The following is a 25,438-nucleotide window of genomic DNA, read 5'->3' as shown; positions in this document are numbered from 1 at the left end:
GGAAACGATGACCACCGGGGGCGGAGAATTAAAAGCAATTGGCGATACAACGGTGCTGATTACAGGAGCGAGTGGCGGAATTGGTGCGGCAATTGCTGAGCGTTTTGCAGCTGTAGGGATGAATGTTGTCATTCACTATATGAAGTCTCATGAAAAAGCAAATGAAGTTGCCCGTCGTTGCATGGCTTATTCAGGCAAGGTAATGACCGTGTCAGCGGATCTGCGGAGCAAGGAGCAGATCGAACGCATGCGGGAAAAGCTGGATAATCACGGGATGAAGCCGGATATTCTTGTGAACAACGCCGGATTATCTCATTATGGGCTGTTGACAGATGTTTCGGAAGAGGAATGGGACGAAGTGATGGCCGTCAATGTTAAGGGAACCTTTATGTGCACGCAGGTTTTTATGCCACATATGATTTCCCAACGCTATGGCCGCATTGTGAATGTTTCCTCCGTGTGGGGGATATGTGGCGCATCGTGCGAGGTGTTGTATTCCACCACCAAGGGAGGCATTAACGCTTTCACTAAAGCGTTGGCTCAAGAGGTAGCACCTTCCGGGGTGACAGTGAATGCTGTAGCTCCAGGTGCAGTGGATACGTCGATGCTGGATCATTTGGATAAAGGCGAAATTACCAGTTTGGAAGAAGAAATTCCTGCCGGACGGTTGGCTCGACCTGATGAAATATCGTCCCTGGTTTATTTTCTTGCGCTTCCTGAGTCAGGTTATATTAATGGCCAGGTCATAAGTCCTAATGGAGGATGGGTGACTTAAGGGATAGCGCTTGGAGGAATCCACCAGTATAGTAAGCGTTTGAGAAGAGCATATTATAACTGTTGATTTTAAATCTGAATCATCTAAGGAGGATTTAAGTATGTCAACAGTTGTTCAGAATTTTGATGTTTGGAAAAAGTTCCTTGGTCAGCGTGTAGAGCAAGCGGAGAAGCTGGGAATCAGCCAAGATACCATTTCAGAGCTTGCTTATGAAATCGGTGATTTTCTGGATGAGAAGGTCGACCCAGCGAACCACTCCAACCGCGCACTGAAAGAACTGTGGGGAGTTGCCGATGAGGACGAGCGTCACACCATCGCCCGGCTAATGGTTAAATTGGCTAAGAGCAACGCATAAGTAGGAACCAACATGAAAAGCTCCCTTTTGGGGGCTTTTCTGTAATGGTTACAGAGCTGTTCTTGTAATTCCATTGTAATTTATATATCATAAACGTGATTGAGGCTTACAACACAATGTAGCCTATCGAATTTCAATAATTGGTTTTGTCGAAAGATGTTATTTTATGATACAATAATGCTTTGATTTGGAGTTGTTGACGGTTTGAATGTGAATGAGGTGCTAACGTGACGGAAGAAACGAAACAGTGGTACATGGAGTACAAGATACATAAAAATCGACCCGGACTGCTGGGAGACATTGCTTCCATGCTTGGTATTCTGGGGGTTAATATACTGACAATCAACGGTGTTGAAGGTGAAAGACGGGGGATGTTGCTTGAAACGGACGATGACGAGAAAATACGCATTCTCGGAGACACGTTAAAAAAAGCGAGCAACATTACAGTCACGGCCTTACGTGCTCCGAGACTGGTTGATATATTGGCAGTAAGACACGGCCGTTACATCGATCGGGATTCAGATGATCGTAAAACATTTCGCTTTACACGCGATGAGCTTGGGTTGCTGGTCGATTTTTTGGGTGAAGTATTAAAGAGGGACGGCAATCAGGTGATCGGTCTTCGCGGGATGCCGCGTGTGGGCAAAACGGAATCCATTATTGCCAGTAGTGTGTGCGCAATGAAGCGTTGGACTTTTGTGTCTTCAACGTTACTACGACAGACGGTGCGCAGTCAGCTCTCTGAAGAAGAAATGAACCCAAACAATGTGTTTATTATTGATGGTATTGTGAGTACAATTCGGTCAAATGAAAGACATTATCACCTGCTTCAGGAAATCATGAGCATGCCAAGTACTAAAGTGATTGAGCATCCTGATGTATTTGTACGTGAATCAGGATACAGCTTTGACGATTTCAATATCATTATTGAACTTCGCAATAATCCGGCTGAGGAAATTATTTATGATACCTTTACAGCCAGTTATACAGAAGATCTTTAAATAAGCGTAATTACACAAGGAGATGATGACATGTCAGAACTGGGTCAGCAATTAAAGGAGGCCCGGCTGCAAAAAGGATTGAGCCTTGACGATGTTCAGGAAATGACGAAGATACGCAAACGTTATCTGGAAGCCATTGAGACGGGCGATTACAAAGTGCTGCCGGGAAGCTTTTATGTCAGAGCTTTTATTAAAACATACGCTGAAACGGTCGGGTTGAACCCCGATGAGATTCTGGAAGGGCATCAAAGTAATGTGCCTGAACCTGAGCCGGAAGCAGTCATGGAGCCTGTTACACAGAAGCGCTCCAGCCGTCCCGCCACAATTGGTAATCTTAAATGGTTGCCTACAGCGTTAATGTGGCTTTTTCTAGTTCTCATTGTTGGGGTTATTTATGCTTATTGGGTGAGCAACAACCATTCAACTCCAAAAACAGCAGAAAACACAACGCCGATTACAACACCAAGTACAACGCCAAGCACGTCTACTCCTGATACCACTACGACACAGCCGAACAATGGTCAAGCGACGGCTCCAAATGGTGCTGGTGGGCAGACTCCTGATGCGGGGCAAACCGGACAAACTCAGCCAGATGGTACGGGGAATACGGATGCTACTACTACTCCAGATACTGGACAGCAGCCGGATACGACTACACCACAACAAGGTGTAACTGTGGCACAGGACGGCAAGCAAGGCAAGACGACGATTTTCAAAGTTTCCAGTGCAACGGGAGCCACAGCCAAGGTTGATATTAAAGCTACGGGTGAAAGCTGGCTTGAAGTGTACAAGGGACAAAATTCCCGTGGAGAAAAGCTGAGCTACGGTATGACTAAAAGTGGAGATGCCATGTCTTTCGATATTGGTCCGGAAGGTTTATATATTAAATCAGGACGGTCTTCTGCCACAGATATTTCCGTAGCAGGTCAACCGATAACAGATAATAAATCGACTACACGTGTACTGATCCAGCAAGGAGAAGCTTCTTCGACCGGAACGAGTGCAGGAGTGACGGGTTCACCTGCAGATTCTACGACAGGTAGCAGTACGGATTCAGCACAAAGTGGTACAGATTCTACAACTACTGATGGTGAATAAACGCCTTGGTGCGAGGAAATACTAATGACTGTAATTCCTGGAAAGGCAGTCATTTCATTTTCCGCAAAGTGAGGTGTATACGTTATGACCGTCAGCTGGATTGTGACTGGGCTCGGTATCATTGTCAGTTTACTGGGCTATTATCTGACACCGAATGCATGGGGCTATGGCATACTGGGCTTTGGTCTTGCTCACATTGTGCTTGGACTCTTGGATATGTTCCGAACTCCAACACGAAGCCATAATTAGATATTTTGACCGTAATTGAAATAAAGGCGTTTTTGTCAGGAAAACTGGCAAGAACGCCTTTTTAGTCAACGGATTATTGGATTTTTGTAAATGACTAGCCTATAATTAGATATTGAACTTTGTTGTGGAAAGGAAAGTGAAACGATGGCTTCAGAAAATTCATTTGATATCGTCTCCAAAATGGATATGCAGGAGTTAACAAATGCGGTTCATCAGACGGAGCGTGAAATTGAAACTCGATTTGATTTCAAGGATAGCAAAAGTAGCCTCAAGCTTGAGAAAGAAGCTCTTACGATTGCATCGGAAGACGAGTACAAGCTGAATGCGGTGATTGATATTTTGCAATCTAAAATGGCCAAACGAGGTCTGTCCCTTAAAAATGTGGAGTATGGCAAATTGGAACCCGCTTCTCTAGGTTCAGTGCGTCAGCGTCTTTCGCTTAAGCAGGGAATTGATCAGGATAATGCCAAGAAAATTAATATTCTTATTCGGGACTCCAAGCTAAAAGTCAAAAGTCAGATTCAAGGTGATCAAATCCGAGTGACCGGAAAAAACAGGGATGATTTACAGGCGATCATTCAATTGCTACGTAAAGCTGATTTGCCATTGGAGCTTCAATTTACAAACATGAAATAAAGCCGTTTTCCCTCAAATATTTTGTAGGAAAAAACGTTGCTTGATGTGCGGCAGGTTATTTTGACATGCGTTTTGCGCCATATTATACTTGTAACGAAAATGCAGACAATTCAGGTGTATAGCGCTCGTCGAAAGCGATTTACATAGGATTGAATTTAATCCGAAAACTGCCATTTGTAATCAAGTACGATAATCAGGGGAGAGTGTGTTGTGAATTTACCCAACAGAATTACAATAACGCGGATTTGCCTTATCCCGGTGATGATGCTGGCTTTGCTGGTGGACTTTGATTTTTATCCGCCGCCGATTGAGATCGGAGCTTTCAAGCTGCCGTATAATCAGCTGATTGCGGCTATCATTTTCCTTGTAGCAGCCAGCACGGATGGTCTTGACGGATATTTGGCACGTAAAAATAATATGGTCACCAATTTGGGCAAGCTGTTGGACCCCCTTGCTGATAAGCTTTTGGTAACCGCTATTTTGGTTTCCTTGGTAGAAATGGGGAAAATTGATTCATGGATTGTCGTTGTGATTGTTAGCCGTGAGTTTGCGGTTACGGGGCTGCGTCAGATTGCCTTACTGGATGGGTCTGTGGTTGCTGCAAGCAATTGGGGCAAATTAAAGACGATCATCCAGATCGTTGCTATTGTAGCGCTGCTCATTAATAATTTCCCGTTTGTTTTTCTTGGTATACCGTTTGATTTAATAGCGATATGGGCAGCAGTGTTGATCACCATTTATTCGGGTATTGATTATTTCGTGAAAAATATCCATTTGCTGAGCTCCTCCAAAGTTTAACAGGATAAATTTTATGGAAACAGCAATAGGGACTAAACTTATTGCTGTTTCTTTATATAATTCCCATAATATTCGCAGTACAGGAGGAAGAATTGATGAAAGCTGAAATAATTGCAGTAGGAACAGAGTTATTACTCGGACAAATAGTGAATACAAATGCTCAATATTTGTCACAAGAGCTGGCTACAATTGGAATCGATGTATATTTTCAGACTGTGGTTGGCGATAACATAGATCGGCTTCAGGAAGCGATAAGAATTGCTCAGAAGCGTGCGGATATTATTTTGTTTTCCGGCGGTCTGGGGCCGACTCAGGATGATTTGACGAAAGAGGCGATAGCGGTTGTATTGGGGCGGAAATTGCACATAGATCGTCTTGCAATGGACAAGCTAGATCAATTTTTCCGTAACCGTGGGGTAGAAATGACCGAGAATAACCGCCGTCAGGCGCTTTCTATTGAAGGTGCTACTCCGCTTGAAAATGAGACAGGGCTAGCTGTGGGCGACGCGATTGCACAGGACGGTAAATTTTATGTAGTTTTGCCTGGACCGCCTAAGGAACTCAAACCCATGTTTGCAAACCATGCGAAACCTTGGTTGCTTCAGCAGGCATTGAGCGGTGAGGAAATGCCAATTTATTCGAAAATGCTAAAATTTGCAGGGATCGGTGAGTCAGCTCTTGAAACCCATTTGTTAGATCTGATCCAATCCCAGACAGATCCTACGATTGCTCCTTATGCCAAGGAAGGGGAAGTCACGATCCGTATATCCACCAAGGCGGCCAGCGAAAGTGAAGCATTAATTAAGTTGACAGCTACGGAAGTAGAAATTCAGCAGCGTCTTTCGGAGTATATGTATGCAAGCGAGGATGTTGCGCTGGAGAAGGTTATCGTAGATCTAATGGCCAAACGCGAACTCACTGTGAGTGCGGCAGAAAGCTGTACAGGTGGAATGCTGATGGAACAGATTACTTCTATACCTGGCAGTGCTGCTATGTTTCAAGGTGGCATCGTGTGCTATTCCAATGAAATGAAGATGAAGTTACTCAACGTGCCTTATGATTATTTGGAAGGGGACCATGCGCCAGGCGCAGTGAGTAAGGAAGTAGCCCTTGTGCTTGCAGAGCAGGCGAGAATGATCATGGATAGCGATTTTGGACTTTCAGTTACTGGTGTGGCTGGGCCTGGGTATTCCGAACGGAAGCCAGTCGGTCTAGTGTATATTGGCATTGCTGAACGCGACAAGGAAACGGAAGTACATGAACTGAGACTGAGTGGCAACCGTGAAACAATCCGACTGCGATCAGTTAAAGCAATCCTGTACAGATTGTGGCGCAGGCTGGTAGAGAACGAGAAACTCTCTTAAACATCTATGTACAGTGTGACTCGTAGAGTTGTTTTAGATAGATATTCATGGTATAATCATCTTATCGGAAGAACCGTTGCAAAGCCTTTTGCCAGCGGTTCTTTTTTTGTTTTAAGAGACAGGTGTAATTATAGAAGAGAGTTGTGCGAATAAAAAAAACGAATGTATGTTCGAAAAAATGCTTGGCAAGCGTGTCAAAACAAGGTATTATTAAAGTACAAACAATGAAGGATGTGAGTTTATTGTCAGATCGTCGTGCTGCGCTGGATATGGCGCTCCGTCAAATAGAAAAGCAATTTGGTAAAGGTTCCATTATGAAGTTGGGTGAGTCTACCCATATGCAAGTGGAAACGATCCCCAGTGGTTCGATTGCTTTGGATATTGCGTTAGGAACGGGCGGCTTTCCAAGAGGCCGGGTTATTGAAATATACGGACCGGAATCATCCGGTAAAACGACAGTAGCTCTTCACGCTATCGCAGAGGTGCAAAAAACAGGCGGACAAGCCGCCTTTATCGACGCCGAGCATGCGCTTGATCCGTCGTATGCAAGCAAGCTGGGTGTCAATATTGATGAGTTGTTACTATCGCAACCAGATACAGGAGAGCAGGCGCTTGAGATTGCCGAAGCCCTTGTACGTAGTGGAGCAGTAGACATTGTAGTTGTTGACTCCGTAGCGGCACTTGTGCCCAAGGCAGAGATTGAAGGCGAAATGGGAGATTCCCACGTTGGTCTTCAAGCACGTTTGATGTCTCAGGCATTGCGTAAGCTTTCTGGAGCCATTAATAAGTCGAAAACCATTGCTATTTTTATTAACCAGCTACGTGAAAAAGTAGGTGTTATGTTCGGTAACCCTGAAACAACACCAGGTGGACGTGCCTTGAAGTTTTACTCTACGGTACGTTTGGATGTTCGTCGTATTGAAAGTTTGAAAATGGGTAACGACATTGTGGGTAACCGCACACGTATTAAAGTCGTGAAGAACAAAGTTGCCCCTCCTTTCCGTCAGGCTGAGGTGGATATTATGTACGGTGAGGGTATCTCTAAAGAAGGTAGCTTGATCGATATCGGTACGGAGCATGACATTGTCGACAAGAGCGGAGCCTGGTATTCCTACGAAGGTGAGCGCCTTGGTCAGGGACGTGAGAATGCTAAACAATTTTTGAAGGAAAATCCGAATATTGCTAGTACGATCGAACAAAAAATTCGGGTGGCCAGCAATCTGATTACGACGGTTGCTCCGCCTACAGAAGAAGAGTTGGCACAGCAAGCGAAGGAAGAACAGGAATTGTTGGAGCTTGAATAAAGCTCGGTGAATCCTGGTTTGTGAACTGGGGCCAGGGTTATGGCACCGTCCGTTTGAATAGCATGATTCTGATGCCCTGCACAGTTGTGCAGGGCATTTTTGCATCAACTAGAGTCTGCTTTGTCAGTGGAATCTAACTTTTGCGTAGCAGGTGTTCAAAGGCTGCTTTCGTGAATTTCAAAGTGAGGGAAATATATTGCAGTTGGACGATGAAGATGAATACACTTCGGAAGCAAATAAGCAACAAGGGATTTCTCTTTTTCCGGATCATGAGGAATTGATGATTACTAGGGTAGAGCAGGGACAGGGACGCAAACGTGGAAGGTATATCATACATTTTGGTCCTTATTCACTGTCTGTATTAGAAGATGTAATGATCAAGTACAATATGTTCAAAGGAACGTCATTTGATAAAAAAGAACTGGAAGATATCGTTCTGGCAGATGAAAAGCAACAGGCTTATGTACTTGCGCTTCGCTATTTGGGGCGAAAGCCTCGCACACGTCAGGAAATTGCCCAGCGTTTGTTACAAAAAGAACTGGATCAGTCTGTTATTGACGAAGTAATGGTTCGACTGCAAAGGGAACAACTCGTAGATGATGATTTATACGCCCGTCAATGGGCAAGGCAGCGCATAACAAGCCAACGTAAGGGGAAGATGTGGGTTAGGCAAGAACTTCGTCAGAAGGGCATCTCTAAAGCCTCTATTGGCGAAGCGTTAGGTGAGATCACCGATAATGAGGAGTGGGAGAGCGCTTTGACGGTCGGACGTAAGAAATGGAATCAGGTACGTGGTGATATAATGGAGAAAAAAAGGAAAACATACCCTTTTCTCATGAGACGCGGATATTCGGGGGATATGACACGCCGGGTAGTGAATCATCTCACTGCGACCGAGCATGACGCTGCTTCAGATGACGAGGAGTTGTTGCAGTGGGAGGAATAGTTGCCAAACGCCTGCTGAACCTTTGGCTAGTATGAACGGATAGGATGAGCTAGTTATTACATGGAAAGCTACATGGTAGTCTACTAATGTTTGCATTCCCTTGACAATGCCATTTGTCAAATAATAAAATATATATGAAACGATACTTGTGGAACGCCCTTTTTCCTTCCAAAAAAGCGGAATCCACGGTGAGTTCTCATCGCCAAATAACAAGTGATGCCGCTATGCCAGGCGGAATTGTACATGTGAAAGCATGTGCATATGAAATGAAACGACCTTGTGTCGTTGTCTTAGTTTGACGATCAAAGTAAATGTGACAATTGCAAAAAGTCCCAAGGAATGCCTTGGAGGAACCAACGGGGAGGTGAACAGTATGATGACTGCGATCTGGTTCGTTCTCGTTGCTGTAGCCGCGTTATTCTTTGGGTTCGGGATTGGTTATTTTATTCGCAAATCTATTGCAGAAGCTAAGATCTCCAGTGCGGAAGAAGCTGCCGCGCAAATCGTGGAGAACGCGAAAAAAGAGGCAGAAGCGCTGAAGAAGGAAACGGTATTGGAAGCGAAAGATGAAATCCACCGCATCCGTGCCGAAGCTGAAAAAGAAACTCGTGAACGTCGCAATGAAATTCAACGACAGGAACGAAGATTGCTGCAAAAAGAAGAATCGCTGGATAAAAAATTGGAATCGCTGGAACGCAAAGAAGAACAAGTGGCCAACAAAGAGAAACGAATCGATGAAACCCAGCAGCAAATTGATTTGATTTACAAGAGTCAGGTAACTGAGTTGGAACGTATTTCCAATCTGACGATGGAGGATGCAAGAAGTATTATTCTGACCAACGTAGAACAGGAAGTTCGTCATGAAACAGCTCAGATGATTAAAGAAATTGAACAGCAGGCCAAAGAAGAAGCGGACAAAAAGTCTCGTGAAATCATCACACTGGCCATCCAACGCTGTGCGGCAGATCATGTAGCAGAAACGACGGTTTCTGTTGTCACATTGCCGAACGAAGAAATGAAAGGCCGGATCATCGGGCGCGAAGGCCGTAATATCCGTGCACTTGAAACCCTTACAGGAATTGACCTCATTATTGATGATACGCCGGAAGCTGTTATTTTGTCTGGATTTGATCCGATTCGTAGAGAGATTGCGCGTACTGCGCTTGAAAAGCTCGTAGCGGACGGACGGATACATCCGGCTCGTATTGAAGAGATGGTGGAAAAATCCCGTAAAGAGGTGGACGAACGAATCCGTGAGTATGGTGAACAGGCCACCTTTGAGGTGGGCGTGCATAGCTTGCATCCAGATTTGATCAAGATCTTGGGACGTCTCAAGTTCCGTACAAGTTACGGACAGAACGTATTGAAGCACTCGATGGAAGTTGCATACTTGACAGGTCTGATGGCCGGGGAACTGGGCGAAGACGTTGTACTGGCAAGACGGGCAGGATTGCTGCATGACATCGGGAAGGCGCTGGATCATGAAGTGGAAGGATCGCACGTTGAAATTGGCGTGGAGCTGGCGAAGAAGTACAAGGAACACCCGGTCGTCATCAACAGCATTGCTTCACATCACGGCGACTGCGAAGCGACTTCAGTGATCGCCATGCTGGTTGGGGCGGCAGATGCCCTGTCAGCAGCAAGACCGGGAGCGCGGCGTGAAACGCTAGAGACGTACATCCGTCGTCTTGAGAAGCTGGAACGCATCTCCGAATCTTTTGAAGGCGTTGAAAAATCATACGCGATTCAAGCCGGACGCGAAGTTCGTGTCATGGTACAGCCAGAGAAAATTGATGATGCGGAAGCATTCCGACTGGCCCGCGATATTACGAAAACGATTGAGAATGAACTGGACTATCCGGGACATATCAAGGTTACCGTCATACGCGAGACCCGTGCGGTAGAATACGCAAAATAAAAGCATTTCAATGAAAAGTGGCCGCTGCTTGTAGGGCCACTTTTCATTATGTAAGGCAGACTAGGGAGGGCTTTCTATCAACGTATTATTTATTGGAGACATCGTCGGCAGTGTAGGCAGAAAGGCACTGAGGGAGAATCTCCCTTCGCTAAAATCAAAATACAACCCGCATGTTATTATTGTGAACGGAGAAAATGCGGCTTCGGGAAGAGGAATTACCCCAGCCATCGCCAGAGAGTTTTTTGATTGGGGCGTTCATGGGATTACGATGGGAAATCATACTTGGGACAATAAGGAAATATTTGATTTTATAGATGATGAGCCGCGGATCATCCGCCCGGCTAACTTTCCACCAGGAACACCAGGCCGGGGTTATACCGTTGTAAAAGGTGGAGGTAAGGAACTGGCTATTGTTAATCTGCAAGGTAGAACCTTTTTGCCAGCTATTGACTGTCCATTCCGTGCAGCAGATGAAATTGTCGATGAACTACGGAAAAAACATAAGCATATCCTAGTTGATTTTCACGCCGAAGCAACCTCGGAAAAAATCGCTATGGGTTGGCATTTGGATGGACGTGCTTCAATCGTGGTAGGTACGCACACACATGTACAGAGTAATGACGATACGATTTTGCCACAAGGAACTGCGTATCAGACAGATGCGGGAATGGTAGGTCCTTATGAGGGAGTGCTTGGGATGCAGAAAGAGGCTGTGTTACAGAAATTCCAGACCCAGCTTCCGGTACGTTTTCAAGTGGACATGGGCAAATGGCACTTTCATGCCATCAGCGTAGAACTGAATGATAATGATGGAAAAGCCCGCAAAATTCAGAAAATTAGACTTAAAGAAGATGAATGGCGGATGGATTAACTTTTTTGTGAGCTACTTAAGGAAAGAATAAGGAAAACTGTCACCAAAAAGCAGGAATTATTTGCTGACCCTCGAATAACATCTATAGTGGAATCAAACCATCATCATTCCCAGGGGAGGTACTTACTATGGATGTATTAAAAGTATCAGCAAAATCCAATCCCAATTCAGTTGCAGGCGCACTCGCTGGAGTACTGCGTGAACGCGGAAATGCAGAATTACAGGCGATTGGAGCGGGTGCACTAAACCAAGCCATTAAAGCGGTAGCCATTGCCCGGGGATTTGTCGCACCAAGCGGAGTGGATTTGATTTGTATTCCTGCTTTTACAGACATTGTTATTGATGGAGAAGATCGGACTGCGATCAAATTGATTGTAGAGCCAAGATAATAAATGTAAGTTGCCTGAGCCTGTTTACGATTTGTAAACGGGCTTTTTTGCTTTGTGAGTCTGTTACTATGATTTTTAAAATAAATTTGTGATGCTTCAATCTCTAAATGGAGGTAAGATGCATGAATGATAAGCTAAAAGTCAATTGGCCTGTTGTTGACTTTCATTGTGATGTGTTATGTAAAATGCAGCTCGATACGCAGATCGATTTCAGTCATCCATCGCTTGATGTCACAAAAGAACGTTTGCTAGAAGGTAACGTGCGGTTGCAAACGTTTGCTATATATATTTCACAGGTATTGGGCATGCCAAGATTTGAGCATGTGGTTCGTCAAATTGAGCTGTTCAGGCAGCATGTTACCTCTATCTCAGGTGGGTTGAGACCATTGCTGTGGAAGGAAGACTTGGCAATGTGGGGGCATCAGATGGAGCAAGTAAAACAGGTAGGAGAAGAGAAGCGCACGGAAAAGTTAACGTATGTGGATGGTAAGGGGACGGATCATACATGGGTACCTTGGGCTTTGCTCTCACTGGAGGGGGTAGATGCGCTGGAAGGGAACCCTTTTTATGCAGAATTGTGCTATGCCATGGGAATACGATTGATTGGGCTGACATGGAATTATGCGAACTGGGCGGCTGACGGCATTATGGAACATAGAGGAGGCGGGCTGACTAGCAAGGGGCGTGATTTGGTCAATCGCTGTAATGACCTGGGACTGCTGCTAGATGTGTCGCATTTGTCCGTACAGGGCTTCTGGGAGGTGCTGGAGGAGGCTGCTCTACCACCCATCGCCTCGCATTCGAATGCCTTTGCGAGATGTGCTCATCCTCGTAATCTACGGGATGAACAGATTCGTGCACTGATCGCTCGTAACGGACGGATTGGTTTGACCTTCGTCACGATGTTTCTCAAAGAGCAGGGTACGGTAACCGCTGAGGATCTGCTACCGCACATTGAGCATATTTGTTCATTAGGCGGCGAAAGGCATTTGATGTTTGGCTCTGATTTTGACGGTATCGAGCACCATGTGCAAGGGCTGGAGCACTCGGGTAAATTTCCGGTTTTTGCAGAACTGCTGCTGAAGCATTACCCTGAGGAGCTAGTCAAGGGGTGGCTGGGAGGACATGCACTGGAATACCTGCAAACGAATTTGCCTTCCAAAGTGTCTTCTTAAATAGCTATATACTAAGAGTTATTATTGGCTGCGAATACCTTGACAAAGTGAGAACGATTACGAAATAATTGGAGCATCTTAGAATTTCATGGTGCTAAAATAAGCATAAATAAGGCAGACGTTGGAGCAAGACTGAGGGGACACCATGCTGCACCGCCATATCAGAGGGGGCTCCATTACACAATGTTAATAAAGAAGGTTACCTGGCTTGAGCTCTTTTATGACTTATTGTTCGTAGCTGCTGTCTCTAAGGCCACTCATGTATTACTACATGTTGAGCATGGTAGTATTTCGTGGGAACATATGGAAAAGTTTATTATGATTTTTATCCCAATATGGTGGGCTTGGGTGGGGCAAACGGTCTACAACAATCGTTTTGGGCAAGACAGTATAACGCATCGAATTTTTATGATCCTGCAATTGTTTTTCGTGTTGATCATGACCGCCAGCCTTAATATAGATTTTGATGCGTATTATGTATCTTTTTTTGTTGGCTATATTGGGTTAAGAGGTTTGACTGTCGTTCAATATTTACTTTCGGCACCCAAAGAAACGGCTCATAAACAGGAAACAGCTCGTTTTTTTGGTACCTATTTTTGGATTGGAATAGTCATCTCTAGTTTCTCCCTCTTCTTTGATTCTTGGGTTCGATATTTGATTTTATATACCGGTATAGCTATTGATATCCTCGTTCCTTTGATTGGCCGTAAAAAGTTGGTGATCACACCAATCCATACGGAGCATCTTTTAGAACGCTTTGCACAGTTCACGTTAATTCTGCTTGGCGAATCTGTGATAAGTATGCTTTCTGTTTTACAATCCGATCATTTTACGGTTTCTTCTGTTGTATTTGCTGCTTTGGCTTTTGTATTAGTCATCGCAATCTGGTGGCAATATTTTGAGAATATGGAGAAGCGCGTAGATAAATCAAAACAATCAGCAGGCCAGACTATTATTTATGGTCATTTGTTTATTTATCTTTCCCTTAGCATGCTAGCTGCTTCGATTCAGCTCTTGTTTTTGGGACAAGTAGACTATATCTTTGTGCTTTGCTTTACCTTTGCTTCTGTTTTTATTTACTTTTTGTCGGCTTTGCTGGTATTTCATCAGTACAGATTAAGTCATCTTAAACCTCGTCTCAGAGTCATTTTTTTCTTGACTGGAATACTCTGTGTCCTGTTTATCCTTAATATATTTATTGTCGTTCCCCCTCATCTCATCGTAGCTGAAATCATGCTTTTCTTTCTCCTGTTCGCTAAAACGACGGTTTGATCCGACTTTATATGGAGGATATTTAACGCTGATTGGGGCGAAAAAGGGAACTTTATGCGCTCTCCTTTTCTTTCTTGGCAAAATAGGAGTATAATAGCATGGATGTGTAAAGTATTGTATAGAGAAAAAGGAGTGACCACACGATGAGTAAAATCGTACCTGTCGGCGTTTCCGCCCGTCATATTCACCTGACTCAAGAGCATATTGAAATTTTGTTCGGAGCAGGCTATCAATTAACTGAATTTAAACCATTGTCCCAACCAGGACAATTTGCCGCAAATGAAACGGTAGCTGTAATTGGTTCTAAGGGCCAATTTGATAAGGTTCGCATTTTGGGACCTGCTCGTCCCGCTTCCCAATTGGAAATCTCTCGCACTGATTCCTTTGCTATTGGTGTAAAAGCACCTGTACGCGAATCTGGTAGCATTGATGGTACACCAGGAATCACGGTAAAAGGACCAGCTGGTGAAGTGGAACTGCAAGAAGGCGTGATTGTAGCAGCCCGCCATATTCATTTCCATACATCTGATGCAGCTAAATGGGACATTAAGGACAAGCAGTTGCTGAAAGTACGTGTCGGCGGCGAACGTGGCCTTGTATTTGAAAATGTTCTTGCACGTGTGTCCGATTCTTTTGCTTTGGATATGCACATTGATACAGATGAAGCGAACGGAGCCGGTGTGAAAAACGGTGACAACGCTGAAATCGTAGACTAATATACACGTATTTAAATGCCGGAAGGCTTAAAGAGTCCGATTCTTGCAAAAGAATCGGGCTTTTTACATACTATATAATTTATAAATACTTCACTTATGTACAAAAAGAACATGAGTTCAAATTACACTCCATGGTATCTGCGGTTGATCTATGGCGATGGCCTATAAATCATGCTATAATTTAGTGTAATGCCTTTTTTAAAGGTTTTTTAGAACTTAAGATAAATTTACCCATGCCTAAAAATACAGTAAAATTACAAATTAGCTCGTGAAATAGATGGTGTAAGGAGTGACTAAGGAATGGAAAAGAAAACAAAAGATTACTCCAAATATTTTGATTTCTCGGATGCGAAGATTATTTCTGAAGATGAGCATAGCAAAAAGATCCGTATTCGCGGACGTGAAATCAACATTATGGCGGAGCCGAACCATAGAAAAGAAAAGCAGCGCGGTAAAGAGGACGTACAGGTATTGTATGATAACACAGTTCCGGATGAGCTCAAGCATATCGGTGAGGGAAAGCATTATATCGTATACACATTTGGTTGCCAAATGAACGAGCATGATTCCGAAACCATAAAAGGCTTGCTGGAGCAAATGGGCTACCAGGCAACCGAGGATCGGAAGGAAGCAGACATCATTTTACTGAACACTTGTGCTATCCGTGAAAATGCGGAGGATAAAGTGTTTGGCGAGTTGGGTCACCTCAAGCATCTCAAAACAGAAAAGCCAGGTTTACTGCTTGGCGTGTGTGGCTGCATGTCACAGGAAGAGAATGTCGTTAACCGAATTATGCAAAAACACGGTTTTGTTGATATGATTTTTGGTACCCATAATATTCATCGTCTGCCTCAGCTCGTCAAGGAAGCACTCTTTAGCAAAGAAATGGTGGTCGAAGTGTGGTCTAAGGAAGGCGACATTATCGAAAACTTGCCAAAGAAGCGTGAGGGTATGCGGGCTTGGGTGAACATTATGTACGGTTGTGATAAATTTTGCACCTATTGCATTGTTCCCTTTACACGTGGTAAGGAAAGAAGCCGCCGTCCAGAGGATGTAATCGCTGAGGTACGGGATTTGGCACGTCAAGGCTTTAAAGAAATTACCTTACTGGGGCAGAATGTTAACGCTTATGGCAAGGATTTGAAAGATTTGAATTACAGATTCGGGGATCTGATGGATGATATGCGCAAAATCAATATCCCGCGTGTACGTTTTACGACATCACATCCACGTGATTTTGATGACCATTTGGTTGAAGTGCTTGGTAAGGGTGGCAATTTGGTGGAGCATATTCATCTGCCTGTTCAATCCGGTAATACGGATATATTGAAGAAAATGAACCGAAAATATACCCGTGAGCGTGTTCTGGAACTGGCCGCGAAGATTAAAGCAGCTGTTCCGCATGTTTCTCTGACAACAGATATCATCGTAGGTTTCCCGGGCGAAACAGACGAGCAGTTTGAAGATACTCTATCTCTGGTGCGCGAGGTCGGATATGACTTTGCCTACACATTTATTTATTCACCACGTGAAGGTACGCCAGCTGCTTCGATGGAAGATAATGTGCCTATGTCGGTCAAAAAAGAGCGTCTCCGGCGTCTGAACATTGCTGTGAACCAAAACAGCCTTCGCTTTAATAGTCGTTTGCGTGGCGAAGTGGTTGAAGTGCTGGTGGAAGGCGAGAGCAAAAATGACAGCAAAGTGCTTGCCGGTCGGACCCGTTCCAATAAGCTTGTACATTTTGAGGGTTCTAAGGACCTGATTGGTTCCTTTGTTCAAGTGAAAATTACGGAACCTATGACCTTTTATATCAAAGGTGATCTGGTTGAAACGGCTGTAGCGGTTAACGGATAAAAGAATTTCTAACGGGTTGCATGCGGTCTGAGTAAAGGGCTGTGTGCAAGGCCGTCTAAATGAGAAAAGGAGCGATGGGCAATGACAGAGGAGCGGTTGCAACAAACAGAACTTCAATCGGCGGCGCGCCAGCATGATCATTTGGTCAATCGCGAAATGATATTGGCAAAAGCCAAAGAATTGGCAGGTATTTTGGGTAGCAGTGAGGAAGTGCAGGTATTCCGGAAAGCAGAAGAAAAGATTCAGGATCATGGGCGCATCCAGCAACTGATTGCAACGATGAAAAAGAAGCAAAAGGAAATTGTAGCATTTGAATCCTTGAAGAATCAAAAAATGATTGCCAAAATAGAGGCCGAGCTACAGGAGCTACAGGAAGAGCTTGACGGTATTCCAATTGTCACGGAGTTTCAGCAGAGTCAGGTGGAAATTAATGAGCTACTGCAAATGGTAATCATGGCGATCCGTGATACCGTTGCTGAGAAGGTGAACGTAGAAGAGGGGAAAAGCACTTCCTCGTCGAATTGCAGTGATTAGAGTGAAATCTATGGTGTGGAGGCGTAGCTTCCACGCCTTTTTTTCGAAAGCAATTTACTATCGTATGTGTTTATAAGACATCAAGAGAAATGGGACAACATCGAAGGGATGGAAGCAAGGAATGGATAAGTTGGGTAAGATGCTAGAGGGAGAAAATAATACTTTTTGGGAGTATTTAGGGTGTGAGCTGATTGCAGCTGATGCAAACGAGGTACAGATCGCTTTGGAGGCCAAACAAGAGCATACCAATGTGATGGGTATTGTCCATGGGGGTGTACTTACTTCATTGATGGATCAGGCGATGGGGATGGTTAGTATGGCTTCACGAAATATGGATCCATGTGTAACGACGAACCTGAATGTTCATTTCTTGTCAGCCATGAAGCAAGGACGACTGGAGGTTAGGGCGCGAATTCTTCATCAAGGAGGTCGCACTATAACCACTGAGGCGGAAGTAAGAGATAGTGAAGGCACACTCGGTTCTACATCTACAGCAACCTTCCGAGTATTACGTACACAAGCAAGTGATTCAGGCAAGGCCTGACACTTGACAAAAATTTTTATTATGTCATAATGAATTTATCAAAACGATATAATATGGTGATGCCAATGGATAGCAAGCGTATAAACGAAGAGGCGCAAAAGGCGTCGTACAACATTAAGAAATACCGTACCCCGGATGGAGCTCCAGCGGATATCGTTATGTTTACCTTAACGAAGCGGGAGCGCAAGACGGTAACAAAGACATTGCCTATTCGAGAGCTGAAAGTGATGCTCATCAAGCGCCGCAGTTGGCCGTTTGCAGGACGCTGGGCTTTGCCTGGAGGGTTTTGTCAGGAAGATGAATCTATGTATGGTGCTGCCAAGCGGGAGCTGTTAGAGGAGACGGGTGTGGACGGCGGGCATCTGGAGTATTTGGGTGTATATAGTGGACCGGGACGTGATCCGCGCGGGTGGATCATATCACATGCATTTTTTGCGCTGGTAGAAGAATGGATGTTGGAACAGCGTCAGGCGGCCGATGATGCTTCCGAGGTCGGGTTATTCACGATCCGCGAAGCGTTGGAGGAATTGGAGCTGGCATTCGATCACCGGGATATCATAGTAGATGCTTATCGCAAAATTCAGTTGCAGATGCTTCAGACGACGATCGCCAAGCAGTTTTTACCGCTACATTTTACACTGGGTGAATTATATCAGGTGATTCAGAGTGTCGTACCGGATTTCGAAGAGCCAAACTTTATTCGCAAAATAACATCGACTCGTAGCAGGCAGGGAATACTGGAAGAGGTGCGTGATGAGAACGGCAAACCACTCAGTTCCAACCAGTATTCACAAAGACCGGCACAGTTGTACCGTTTTAGTGACAGAGTACCGCGTTTATCTATCTACACGTAACGTCTAATGTAATAGGTTACGCATAGAACGTACAATTTCACTTTGAGGCTAAGGAGCTGACCGTACAATGCAGGCACTAATTGTTATTGATTACACGAAAGATTTTGTGGACGGTAGTTTGCCTGTAGGACAACCTGCGATTGAGTTGGATGAACGGATCGCAGCAATTACGCAGGCATATGTGGATCAAGGGGACTTTGTTGTCATGGCTGTGGATTTGCATGAGGAGAACGACCTTTATCACCCGGAGAGCAAGCTGTTTCCTCCACATAATATACGTGGAACCAACGGACGACATTTGTATGGCAAGCTTCGTAGTCTTTATGAGCAACAAAGTGATCTTATCTACTGGTTGGATAAAACACGGTACAGTGCTTTTGCGGGCACAGATCTGGAGCTCAGGCTGCGTGAACGTGGTATTCTGGAAGTTCATCTGATTGGTGTGTGTACAGATATATGTGTACTGCATACGGCTGTAGATGCTTATAACAAAGGTTTTGCTATTACTGTATACAAGGACGCTGTGGCGAGCTTTAATCAAGCTGGACATGATTGGGCTTTGGGTCATTTTGAAGGAAGTCTTGGAGCCGCGGTACGGTCGGCTGAGGATACGGTTTTACGCCAGAAGAAGTAAAATAACTTAACGATTGTGCACCAATGTCCGATAACAAAATGGAGCCGGATATTGCTGAATCTGGGCAGATGAGGCGGTACGCTGCCACCACAAACCTGGAGACAGTCAGAGAGGATGATTACGATGCAGTCAACGAGCCTCGCATTACATACAGATAAATATCAGATTAATATGATGTACGCCCATTGGGTGAACGGAAGTCATCAGCGTAAAGCTGTGTTCGAGGCGTATTTCCGTAAACTCCCTTTTGGTAATGGATACGCCGTGTTCGCTGGTCTGGAACGCATTGTGAATTATATTGCAAATTTGCGGTTTACAGAAGAGGACATTCGCTACCTGTCTGAACAGGAGGAGAAATACGATCCCATGTTCATGGAGGCGCTTCGCCAGTTTAAGTTTGGTGGAACGGTCCATTCGATGAAAGAAGGAGCACTTGTTTTTCCAAACGAGCCTTTGGTACGTGTTGAAGGAACGATTATGGAAACGCAGCTTGTCGAGACGGCATTGCTTAATTTTATGAACTATCAGACGCTCATTGCGACAAAGGCGTCGCGCATCAAGCAGGTGGCAAGTGACGATACACTGCTCGAATTTGGGACACGGCGTGCGCAGGAAGCTGATGCGGCTATTTGGGGAGCACGGGCAGCTTATGTGGCAGGTTTTGACGCGACTTCTAATATGCTGGCAGGCGAGCACTTTGGAATCCCGACGAAGGGGACACATGCCCATTCATGGGTGCAGACTTTTATGACGGAGCAGGAGGCGTTTGACGTGTATGCGAAGGTTTTACCGGACCAGGTTACACTGTTGGTAGACACCTTTGACACGCTGGAAAGCGGTGTTCCTCATGCGATTCGGACAGCAAAAATGCTGGAGAGTCAGGGCAAGCGTATGAATGCAATCCGTCTGGATAGCGGTGACTTGGCTTATCTATCCATTCAGGCGCGGGAAATGCTCGATGCTGAAGGCTTAGATTACGTACAAATTGTAGCTTCCAATGATTTGGATGAAAATACGATTTTTAACCTGAAAGCCCAAGGGGCACGTATTGATGTATGGGGTGTAGGAACACAGCTTATTACGGCTTCAGATCAACCTTCGCTTGGCGGGGTGTACAAGCTGGTTGAGCGTGAAGTGGATGGCGAAATGTTGCCGACGATTAAGATCTCGGGTAACCCAGAAAAAGTATCCACACCAGGCAAGAAGGATGTATATCGCATTGTGGATAAGAAGAAAGGGAGAGCTGTAGCCGATTATATTTCTTTCCCGGATGAAGAGCGTCCGCGTAATGGTAAGCGCCTGAAGCTGTTTAACCCTTTACATCCGTATATGAAGAAGTATGTAGAAAATTATGAAGCCGTGCCAATGCTTGAGCCTATTTTTATAAATGGACAGAAGGTATATGAGCTTCCTGAGCTGGATGAAATTCGTGCCTACCATACTTCACAGTTGAAATTGTTTTGGCCAGAATATTTGCGGAAGCTGAACCCTGAAATTTATCGTGTAAATCTTAGCGAGAAGGTATGGGAGCTGAAGCAAAAGCTGATCGACAGCTATATGCAGCCCGAAGTTGAAGAAAAAGAATAGTTGGAAGAGGCACCTCATGAATGTATGGGGTGCCTTTTTGTGTCGCGGCATGTAGGAAATAGGAGCTTATTTATAAATTTCTCTCATCACATGTCGTAGCTCAGGGACAATAATGCGTTCCATTGCCAAACGAACGGCTCCGCGTGAGCCAGGCATAGAAAATACAGCTGTCCGACCCACAGTACCAGCTACAGCCCGGCTTAATATAGATGCTGAACCAATGTCCTCAGCAAAGCTTAAATAACGGAAGATTTCCCCAAAGCCAGGTAGTTCCTTATCCAGTAGAGAGGAGACGGCTTCATATGTAGTATCACGTGGAGAAATACCGGTACCGCCTGTCAAAAGTACAGCCTCGATGTCATTCTGTGCCGCTGCTTCGGATACTAACTGCTGAATACCTTCGTAGTCATCCTTGACGATGACATATCGAACAACCTTATATCCATTGGTTTCTAGTAGATCCATGAGCAGTTGTCCCCCGGTATCTGTTTCCACGGTACGTGTGTCCGAGACAGTCACGACCATGCAATTAACCTGTTGCGGGGATTCCTGTCGATGCTCCTCTACGGAAGACATATTCATTAAAATGTTCACTCCTTGATCGATGGTTAGACATACACTTTTTACAATAGAGCAATGACTGAGTGTATGCAAGTCAGAAACAGGGGCTAAAAATCCATGTGATTAATATCCTTGCACTTACATACTGGAATATAGTACACTTCCTTACATAAGTCGGGATTGTTTTGGTTTTATTTTATTGTAAGCGCGCACATCAAATGATTAAACTCAAGGATCAGCGGGTAATAGTACAGCAGGGTCAACAACTGGGAGGTAATGTAATATGAATCATTCATACCAACAATGCGTGGATGCTTGCCTGGAATGTATGAACGCTTGCAATGTATGTTACGTAGCGAGTTTGAAGGAATATGATTTAGCTATGCTGCGTGAATGTATTCGAGTGAGTAGGGAATGTGCAGAAATATGCGGATTTGCTGCTCAAATGCTGCAGCGCGGAACGGATTTTGCCGAGCAAATCTGTGAGCTGTGCGCCAAGGCCTGTGAGGTATGTGCTGCTGAATGCAGCAAGCATTCCCATGATCATTGCAAACATTGTGCAGAAGCCTGCCGTCGTTGCGTTCAGGCATGCCGCCAATTGGTGGCAGTGTAATTACATATATGGAACTAGTGCCTGAAGAGGAAATAAAAGGTTGCTTTCTACTGAATAGGTTTGTATAATAATTGGAATTAACGTCATGGAACGGGAGAGTAGCAGCGGAGCCGTATCATTACAGCGAGCCGGAAGAGGTGGAAGCCGGTATGAGGTCCGATGTGAAGCGCACCCGGGAGACGGTTGATCCAACGAGCAGAATTTCTAGTAGATCAGCCCGGCAGACACCGTTATTAGTCATTGGAGTGAAATCGCGATTTGTGTAAGTTAGCTTTAGCTGCACAACCGATTTACGAAGAGTGGTACCGCGGGGATATTGAAGTTCTCGTCTCTTGAATTATTTCAAGAGGCGGGAGCTTTTTTTGTTAGATCTTATAAAAAGAAGGAGAGAGAAACATGTTGTTGTTGATTGCTACTCAAGCGATATTGGCCCATACGGGCTTGGAGGAAAAAGAAATTTTATCTTTATTTGAGGTGCCACCGCAGCCTGAATGGGGAGATGTGGCGTTTCCCTGTTTTGTGCTGGCTAAAAAGTTTCGAAAGTCTCCACAGCACATTGCACTGGAATTGGCGGAGCTAGTAAGTCATGAAGAAGGTTTGACGGCTTCAGTATCGGGTGCCTATGTAAATATAACATTGGATCGGTCAGTTCATATTCCGCTTATGCTTGCTGAATTGAGCAAGGCTGATTTCCTCAGACCTAATATCGGGCACGGACAGCGGGTAGTTATTGATATGTCCTCGCCCAATATTGCCAAACCGTTTGGTATCGGTCATCTTCGCTCTACTGTTATCGGTGCTGCCTTGTATCGTATTCTTGGTGAAACTGGATATGTTCCAATAAGTGTGAATCATCTTGGAGATTGGGGAACACAGTTTGGCAAGCAAATTGCGGCCTATAAAAGATGGGGAAATGAGGAGCAGCTACAACATGATCCGATTGGTGAATCGCTGAAGCTGTATGTGCGTTTTCATCAGGAGGCCGAGCATGATCCAACTTTGGAAGATGAAGGCCGCGAGTGGTTCCGACGTTTGGAGCAGGGAGACGCAGAGGCTCAACAACTATGGGAGTTTTTTGTTGAAGTCAGTCTGGGTGAATTTGATCGTATGTACCAGCGCCTGAACATTACATTTGACCATGTGCTGGGAGAAAGTTTTTACAATGATAAGATGCAGGCAGTTATTGATCAATTAAGAGCAAAGGGATTGCTGGAGGAAAGTGATGGCGCGCTCGTAGTTCGTCTGGAAGACGAGGAACTGCCGCCATGTCTTATTCTAAAAAAGGATGGGACTACCATTTATCCGACACGTGATCTGGCAACAGCGATTTATCGTCATGAAGTGATGAAGGCTGATCGGCTTCTGTACGTCGTTGGTGGGGAACAGAAGCTGCATTTCCAGCAGGTGTTTGCGGTGCTGAAACATGCAGGAGAGGCATGGGCGGAGCAGTGTGAGCATGTGCCGTTTGGATTAATGCGGTTTGCGGGTAAGAAAATGTCTACAAGACGTGGAAAAGTTGTCAAACTGGAAGAGGTGCTGGATGAAGCTATAGCCCGTGCTCAAGCCATCATTACTCAGAAGAATCCCGATTTGCAGGAACAACAGGCAGTAGCAGAGGACGTTGGTATTGGGGCGATTATTTTTGGTGACTTAAAAAACAACCGGCTGAATGAAGTGGATTTTTCGTTGGAGGAGGCGCTGACCTTTGAAGGTGAGACCGGGCCTTATGTGCAGTATACTCATGCGCGCATACGCAGCCTTCTGGAGAAAGCTCATGCTCGCGCCGATGTTGATGTTATTACTAATTCTAGCGACAACGCCCTTGTCCAAGATAGCCATTCTCGTGATTTGAATGACATATCGGATGAAATGTTTGGTGACGCAGGTTGGGCGCTGCTTAAGCAGTTGGATCGTTATCACGGACAACTGATACGTGCGGCTCGCCAACTGGAGCCTTCGGTTATTGCGAGATTTGCACTGGATACGGCCCAGGCGTTCAACCGTTTTTACGCCAAGGAAAGGATTGTCGATGGTGGACGCTGGCGTATTCAATTGGCGGAACAAACTGCGGATATTCTGGCATGCGCGCTGCAACTTCTTGGTCTGAAAGCACCGAATCGGATGTAAGCAAAGAGAACAAAGGGGAGCGAGGTTTCCCGGCGGGATACCGCTACCCAGATCCGGTTCTTCCAAGGGGACACTGTAAAAGGTAATCTTCACAGGCACTTTTGAGGATGTATAAAGATAGTGAGCAGAAAAGAGTTAGACGGGTTACACTAATCGCAGCTATTGCACTGTTTTGCAACCAATTTGTGCATATTTGAAACATTTGATGCTTTTATTGCGTCGGTAAGTATAGAAGCAAAGTAAACATGGAGGTGTATCTCATGAAAAAAAATAAAAGCGTGGCAGTTGCCCTGCTTGTCGTCTGCTCATTGGCTGTGGCTACGTCGGCTTCTGCTTTTCGTGATATAAAGGGAGCTGAACAGGAGAAGATCGTAAACTCACTTCAGGATAAAGGAATTATCCAAGGAATAACCAAGGATAAATTTGCACCGGATCAAACGCTCACCTATGCACAAGGAGTGCATTTGGTTGTTCGTGCGATGGATCTTCAGGTAATGCCTGATTTCACAACGGGTTCCTTTGCAAACATTCCGGCTTCCGCATGGTATGCCCAGTCCTATCGGATTGCGGCCCAACACCAAATCCCTTTGTCACCAGATATTGATCCAAGCACCTGTATGACAAGAGAACAATTTGCGAATATTCTGTATAAAGCAGTGAGTGCAACGGGTGAATATCCAACTGTCCGTATGTTAATTAATGTAGCGGATGGCAAAAAATTAGATCAGGAATCAAACGCAGCAGTTCAATTCCTGCTGTTGACCAAAATTGCAAAATTGGACGAACAGAGCAACTTTAACCCGGATCGTAAAGTAACGCGGATGGAGGCAGCAGAAATGGTCTATAACGCATCCGAATTTGTACAAAGTCATAAAACGGCTGAAGCTACTCCTGAAAATCCGGCTGAGCCTGCAGATCCGGTTCAACAAAACAATATTAGTATGAGTATAGAAAAAGCAAATGACCAGCAGAACAAAGTGACAATCACCCGTCTGCAGGCACCTAATCCAGGTTACGGCATTGAAGTGGATCACATCGACTACGTAGATGATACGAATGCAGTAATTTACTACAAGCTGACTAGTCCAAAGCCAGGGGAAATGAACATTCAAGTCATTACGGACACCCACACAAGTACGTTGGTAGACAGCAAGTATAAGCTTACGCTCAAAGCAGTAGATGGAACAGTGCTTCCACCCATAGGAACAGGCACGTCTGTAGCTAAATAAAATTACAAGCCATATGTCCTATATAAAAATAAAC

Annotated in this window: 27 protein-coding genes and 1 other annotated feature; of the genes, 26 read left to right on the top strand and 1 reads right to left on the bottom strand. The window is 44.9% G+C overall.

What is annotated here, in order from left to right; translation table 11 throughout:
• Positions 1–7 precede the first annotated feature (7 nt).
• From ymfI to G9G54_RS01000, 23 genes are all read left to right on the top strand, one after another.
• Complete coding sequence (ymfI, locus tag G9G54_RS01105; RefSeq protein WP_165175604.1) at positions 8–775, top strand: elongation factor P 5-aminopentanone reductase; 768 nt, start codon at positions 8–10, stop codon at positions 773–775.
• Between the two features lie 100 nt (positions 776–875).
• A complete protein-coding gene (locus tag G9G54_RS01100) occupies positions 876–1,130 on the top strand; it encodes a DUF3243 domain-containing protein (protein ID WP_013309950.1) in 255 nt (84 codons plus the stop codon).
• A 227-nt stretch (positions 1,131–1,357) separates the two neighbouring features.
• A complete protein-coding gene (locus G9G54_RS01095) occupies positions 1,358–2,131 on the top strand; it encodes a DUF3388 domain-containing protein (RefSeq protein ID WP_013370747.1) in 774 nt (257 codons plus the stop codon).
• A gap of 30 nt (positions 2,132–2,161) precedes the next feature.
• Entirely contained in the window at positions 2,162–3,229 is a 1,068-nt protein-coding gene (locus G9G54_RS01090; protein WP_165175602.1) for a RodZ domain-containing protein, read from the top strand.
• An 84-nt stretch (positions 3,230–3,313) separates the two neighbouring features.
• A complete protein-coding gene (locus G9G54_RS01085; protein WP_023988236.1) occupies positions 3,314–3,478 on the top strand; it encodes a hypothetical protein in 165 nt (54 codons plus the stop codon).
• A 144-nt stretch (positions 3,479–3,622) separates the two neighbouring features.
• Positions 3,623–4,114 carry a YajQ family cyclic di-GMP-binding protein gene (locus tag G9G54_RS01080; protein ID WP_013309953.1) on the top strand — a complete coding sequence of 164 codons (492 nt, stop codon included), beginning with the start codon at positions 3,623–3,625 and terminating at the stop codon, positions 4,112–4,114.
• Positions 4,115–4,324: 210 nt separating this feature from the next.
• Entirely contained in the window at positions 4,325–4,912 is a 588-nt protein-coding gene (pgsA, locus tag G9G54_RS01075; protein ID WP_013309954.1) for a CDP-diacylglycerol--glycerol-3-phosphate 3-phosphatidyltransferase, read from the top strand.
• Between the two features lie 95 nt (positions 4,913–5,007).
• Positions 5,008–6,276 (top strand): competence/damage-inducible protein A, encoded by a 1,269-nt coding sequence (locus G9G54_RS01070; protein ID WP_165175600.1) that lies wholly within the window; start codon positions 5,008–5,010, stop codon positions 6,274–6,276.
• Between the two features lie 242 nt (positions 6,277–6,518).
• Positions 6,519–7,580 carry a recombinase RecA gene (gene recA, locus G9G54_RS01065; protein WP_023988239.1) on the top strand — a complete coding sequence of 354 codons (1,062 nt, stop codon included), beginning with the start codon at positions 6,519–6,521 and terminating at the stop codon, positions 7,578–7,580.
• Positions 7,581–7,776: 196 nt separating this feature from the next.
• The gene (locus G9G54_RS01060; RefSeq protein WP_165175598.1) at positions 7,777–8,526 is read left to right on the top strand and encodes a regulatory protein RecX; all 750 of its coding nucleotides are present in this window, start codon (positions 7,777–7,779) and stop codon (positions 8,524–8,526) included.
• Between the two features lie 373 nt (positions 8,527–8,899).
• Entirely contained in the window at positions 8,900–10,444 is a 1,545-nt protein-coding gene (gene rny / locus G9G54_RS01055) for a ribonuclease Y (RefSeq protein WP_013309958.1), read from the top strand.
• 76 nt (positions 10,445–10,520) lie between these two features.
• Complete coding sequence (locus G9G54_RS01050) at positions 10,521–11,315, top strand: TIGR00282 family metallophosphoesterase (protein WP_165176691.1); 795 nt, start codon at positions 10,521–10,523, stop codon at positions 11,313–11,315.
• A 128-nt stretch (positions 11,316–11,443) separates the two neighbouring features.
• On the top strand, positions 11,444–11,704 hold the full coding sequence (locus G9G54_RS01045; protein WP_007430104.1) for a stage V sporulation protein S: 261 nt from the start codon (positions 11,444–11,446) through the stop codon (positions 11,702–11,704).
• Between the two features lie 122 nt (positions 11,705–11,826).
• Positions 11,827–12,879, top strand: a complete 1,053-nt coding sequence (locus G9G54_RS01040; RefSeq protein ID WP_165175597.1) for a dipeptidase — start codon at positions 11,827–11,829, stop codon at positions 12,877–12,879.
• A 183-nt stretch (positions 12,880–13,062) separates the two neighbouring features.
• Entirely contained in the window at positions 13,063–14,151 is a 1,089-nt protein-coding gene (locus G9G54_RS01035; protein WP_165175596.1) for a low temperature requirement protein A, read from the top strand.
• Between the two features lie 143 nt (positions 14,152–14,294).
• Positions 14,295–14,867, top strand: coding sequence for a phosphate propanoyltransferase (gene pduL / locus G9G54_RS01030; protein ID WP_013309962.1), 573 nt, complete (start codon positions 14,295–14,297; stop codon positions 14,865–14,867).
• Between the two features lie 300 nt (positions 14,868–15,167).
• A complete protein-coding gene (gene miaB, locus G9G54_RS01025; protein WP_165175595.1) occupies positions 15,168–16,721 on the top strand; it encodes a tRNA (N6-isopentenyl adenosine(37)-C2)-methylthiotransferase MiaB in 1,554 nt (517 codons plus the stop codon).
• An 81-nt stretch (positions 16,722–16,802) separates the two neighbouring features.
• Entirely contained in the window at positions 16,803–17,255 is a 453-nt protein-coding gene (locus tag G9G54_RS01020) for a RicAFT regulatory complex protein RicA family protein (protein WP_023988245.1), read from the top strand.
• 121 nt (positions 17,256–17,376) lie between these two features.
• Entirely contained in the window at positions 17,377–17,799 is a 423-nt protein-coding gene (locus G9G54_RS01015; RefSeq protein ID WP_069291745.1) for a PaaI family thioesterase, read from the top strand.
• 65 nt (positions 17,800–17,864) lie between these two features.
• On the top strand, positions 17,865–18,653 hold the full coding sequence (locus G9G54_RS01010) for an NUDIX domain-containing protein (protein WP_155765278.1): 789 nt from the start codon (positions 17,865–17,867) through the stop codon (positions 18,651–18,653).
• Between the two features lie 67 nt (positions 18,654–18,720).
• Positions 18,721–19,287, top strand: coding sequence for a cysteine hydrolase family protein (locus G9G54_RS01005; RefSeq protein ID WP_103047837.1), 567 nt, complete (start codon positions 18,721–18,723; stop codon positions 19,285–19,287).
• A 23-nt stretch (positions 19,288–19,310) separates the two neighbouring features.
• A complete protein-coding gene (locus G9G54_RS25950; RefSeq protein WP_274597330.1) occupies positions 19,311–19,445 on the top strand; it encodes a hypothetical protein in 135 nt (44 codons plus the stop codon).
• Positions 19,411–20,874, top strand: coding sequence for a nicotinate phosphoribosyltransferase (locus G9G54_RS01000; RefSeq protein WP_023988249.1), 1,464 nt, complete (start codon positions 19,411–19,413; stop codon positions 20,872–20,874). Before G9G54_RS25950 ends, G9G54_RS01000 begins: the two co-directional genes overlap by 35 nt.
• Positions 20,875–20,940: 66 nt before the next feature.
• Here the strand turns inward: G9G54_RS01000 and G9G54_RS00995 are convergent, their stop codons facing one another.
• The gene (locus tag G9G54_RS00995; RefSeq protein WP_165175594.1) at positions 20,941–21,456 is read right to left on the bottom strand and encodes a MogA/MoaB family molybdenum cofactor biosynthesis protein; all 516 of its coding nucleotides are present in this window, start codon (positions 21,454–21,456) and stop codon (positions 20,941–20,943) included.
• Positions 21,457–21,718: 262 nt separating this feature from the next.
• Between G9G54_RS00995 and G9G54_RS00990 the strand changes: the two genes are divergently transcribed.
• The 3 genes from G9G54_RS00990 (at position 21,719) to G9G54_RS00980 (ending at position 25,404) form a co-directional block, all read left to right on the top strand.
• The gene (locus G9G54_RS00990) at positions 21,719–22,048 is read left to right on the top strand and encodes a four-helix bundle copper-binding protein (protein ID WP_023988251.1); all 330 of its coding nucleotides are present in this window, start codon (positions 21,719–21,721) and stop codon (positions 22,046–22,048) included.
• Between the two features lie 77 nt (positions 22,049–22,125).
• Positions 22,126–22,384, top strand: a binding site (T-box leader).
• 60 nt (positions 22,385–22,444) lie between these two features.
• Positions 22,445–24,175 (top strand): arginine--tRNA ligase, encoded by a 1,731-nt coding sequence (gene argS / locus G9G54_RS00985; protein ID WP_165175593.1) that lies wholly within the window; start codon positions 22,445–22,447, stop codon positions 24,173–24,175.
• Positions 24,176–24,435: 260 nt separating this feature from the next.
• Positions 24,436–25,404, top strand: coding sequence for an S-layer homology domain-containing protein (locus G9G54_RS00980; protein ID WP_165175592.1), 969 nt, complete (start codon positions 24,436–24,438; stop codon positions 25,402–25,404).
• Positions 25,405–25,438: the final 34 nt, after the last annotated feature.

It is taken from the genome of Paenibacillus sp. EKM212P (assembly GCF_011066115.1).
GTDB classification, from domain to species: domain Bacteria; phylum Bacillota; class Bacilli; order Paenibacillales; family Paenibacillaceae; genus Paenibacillus; species Paenibacillus polymyxa_B.
Note: the sequence above shows the minus strand (reverse complement) of the source record. Positions and strands in the feature narration are given on the sequence as shown.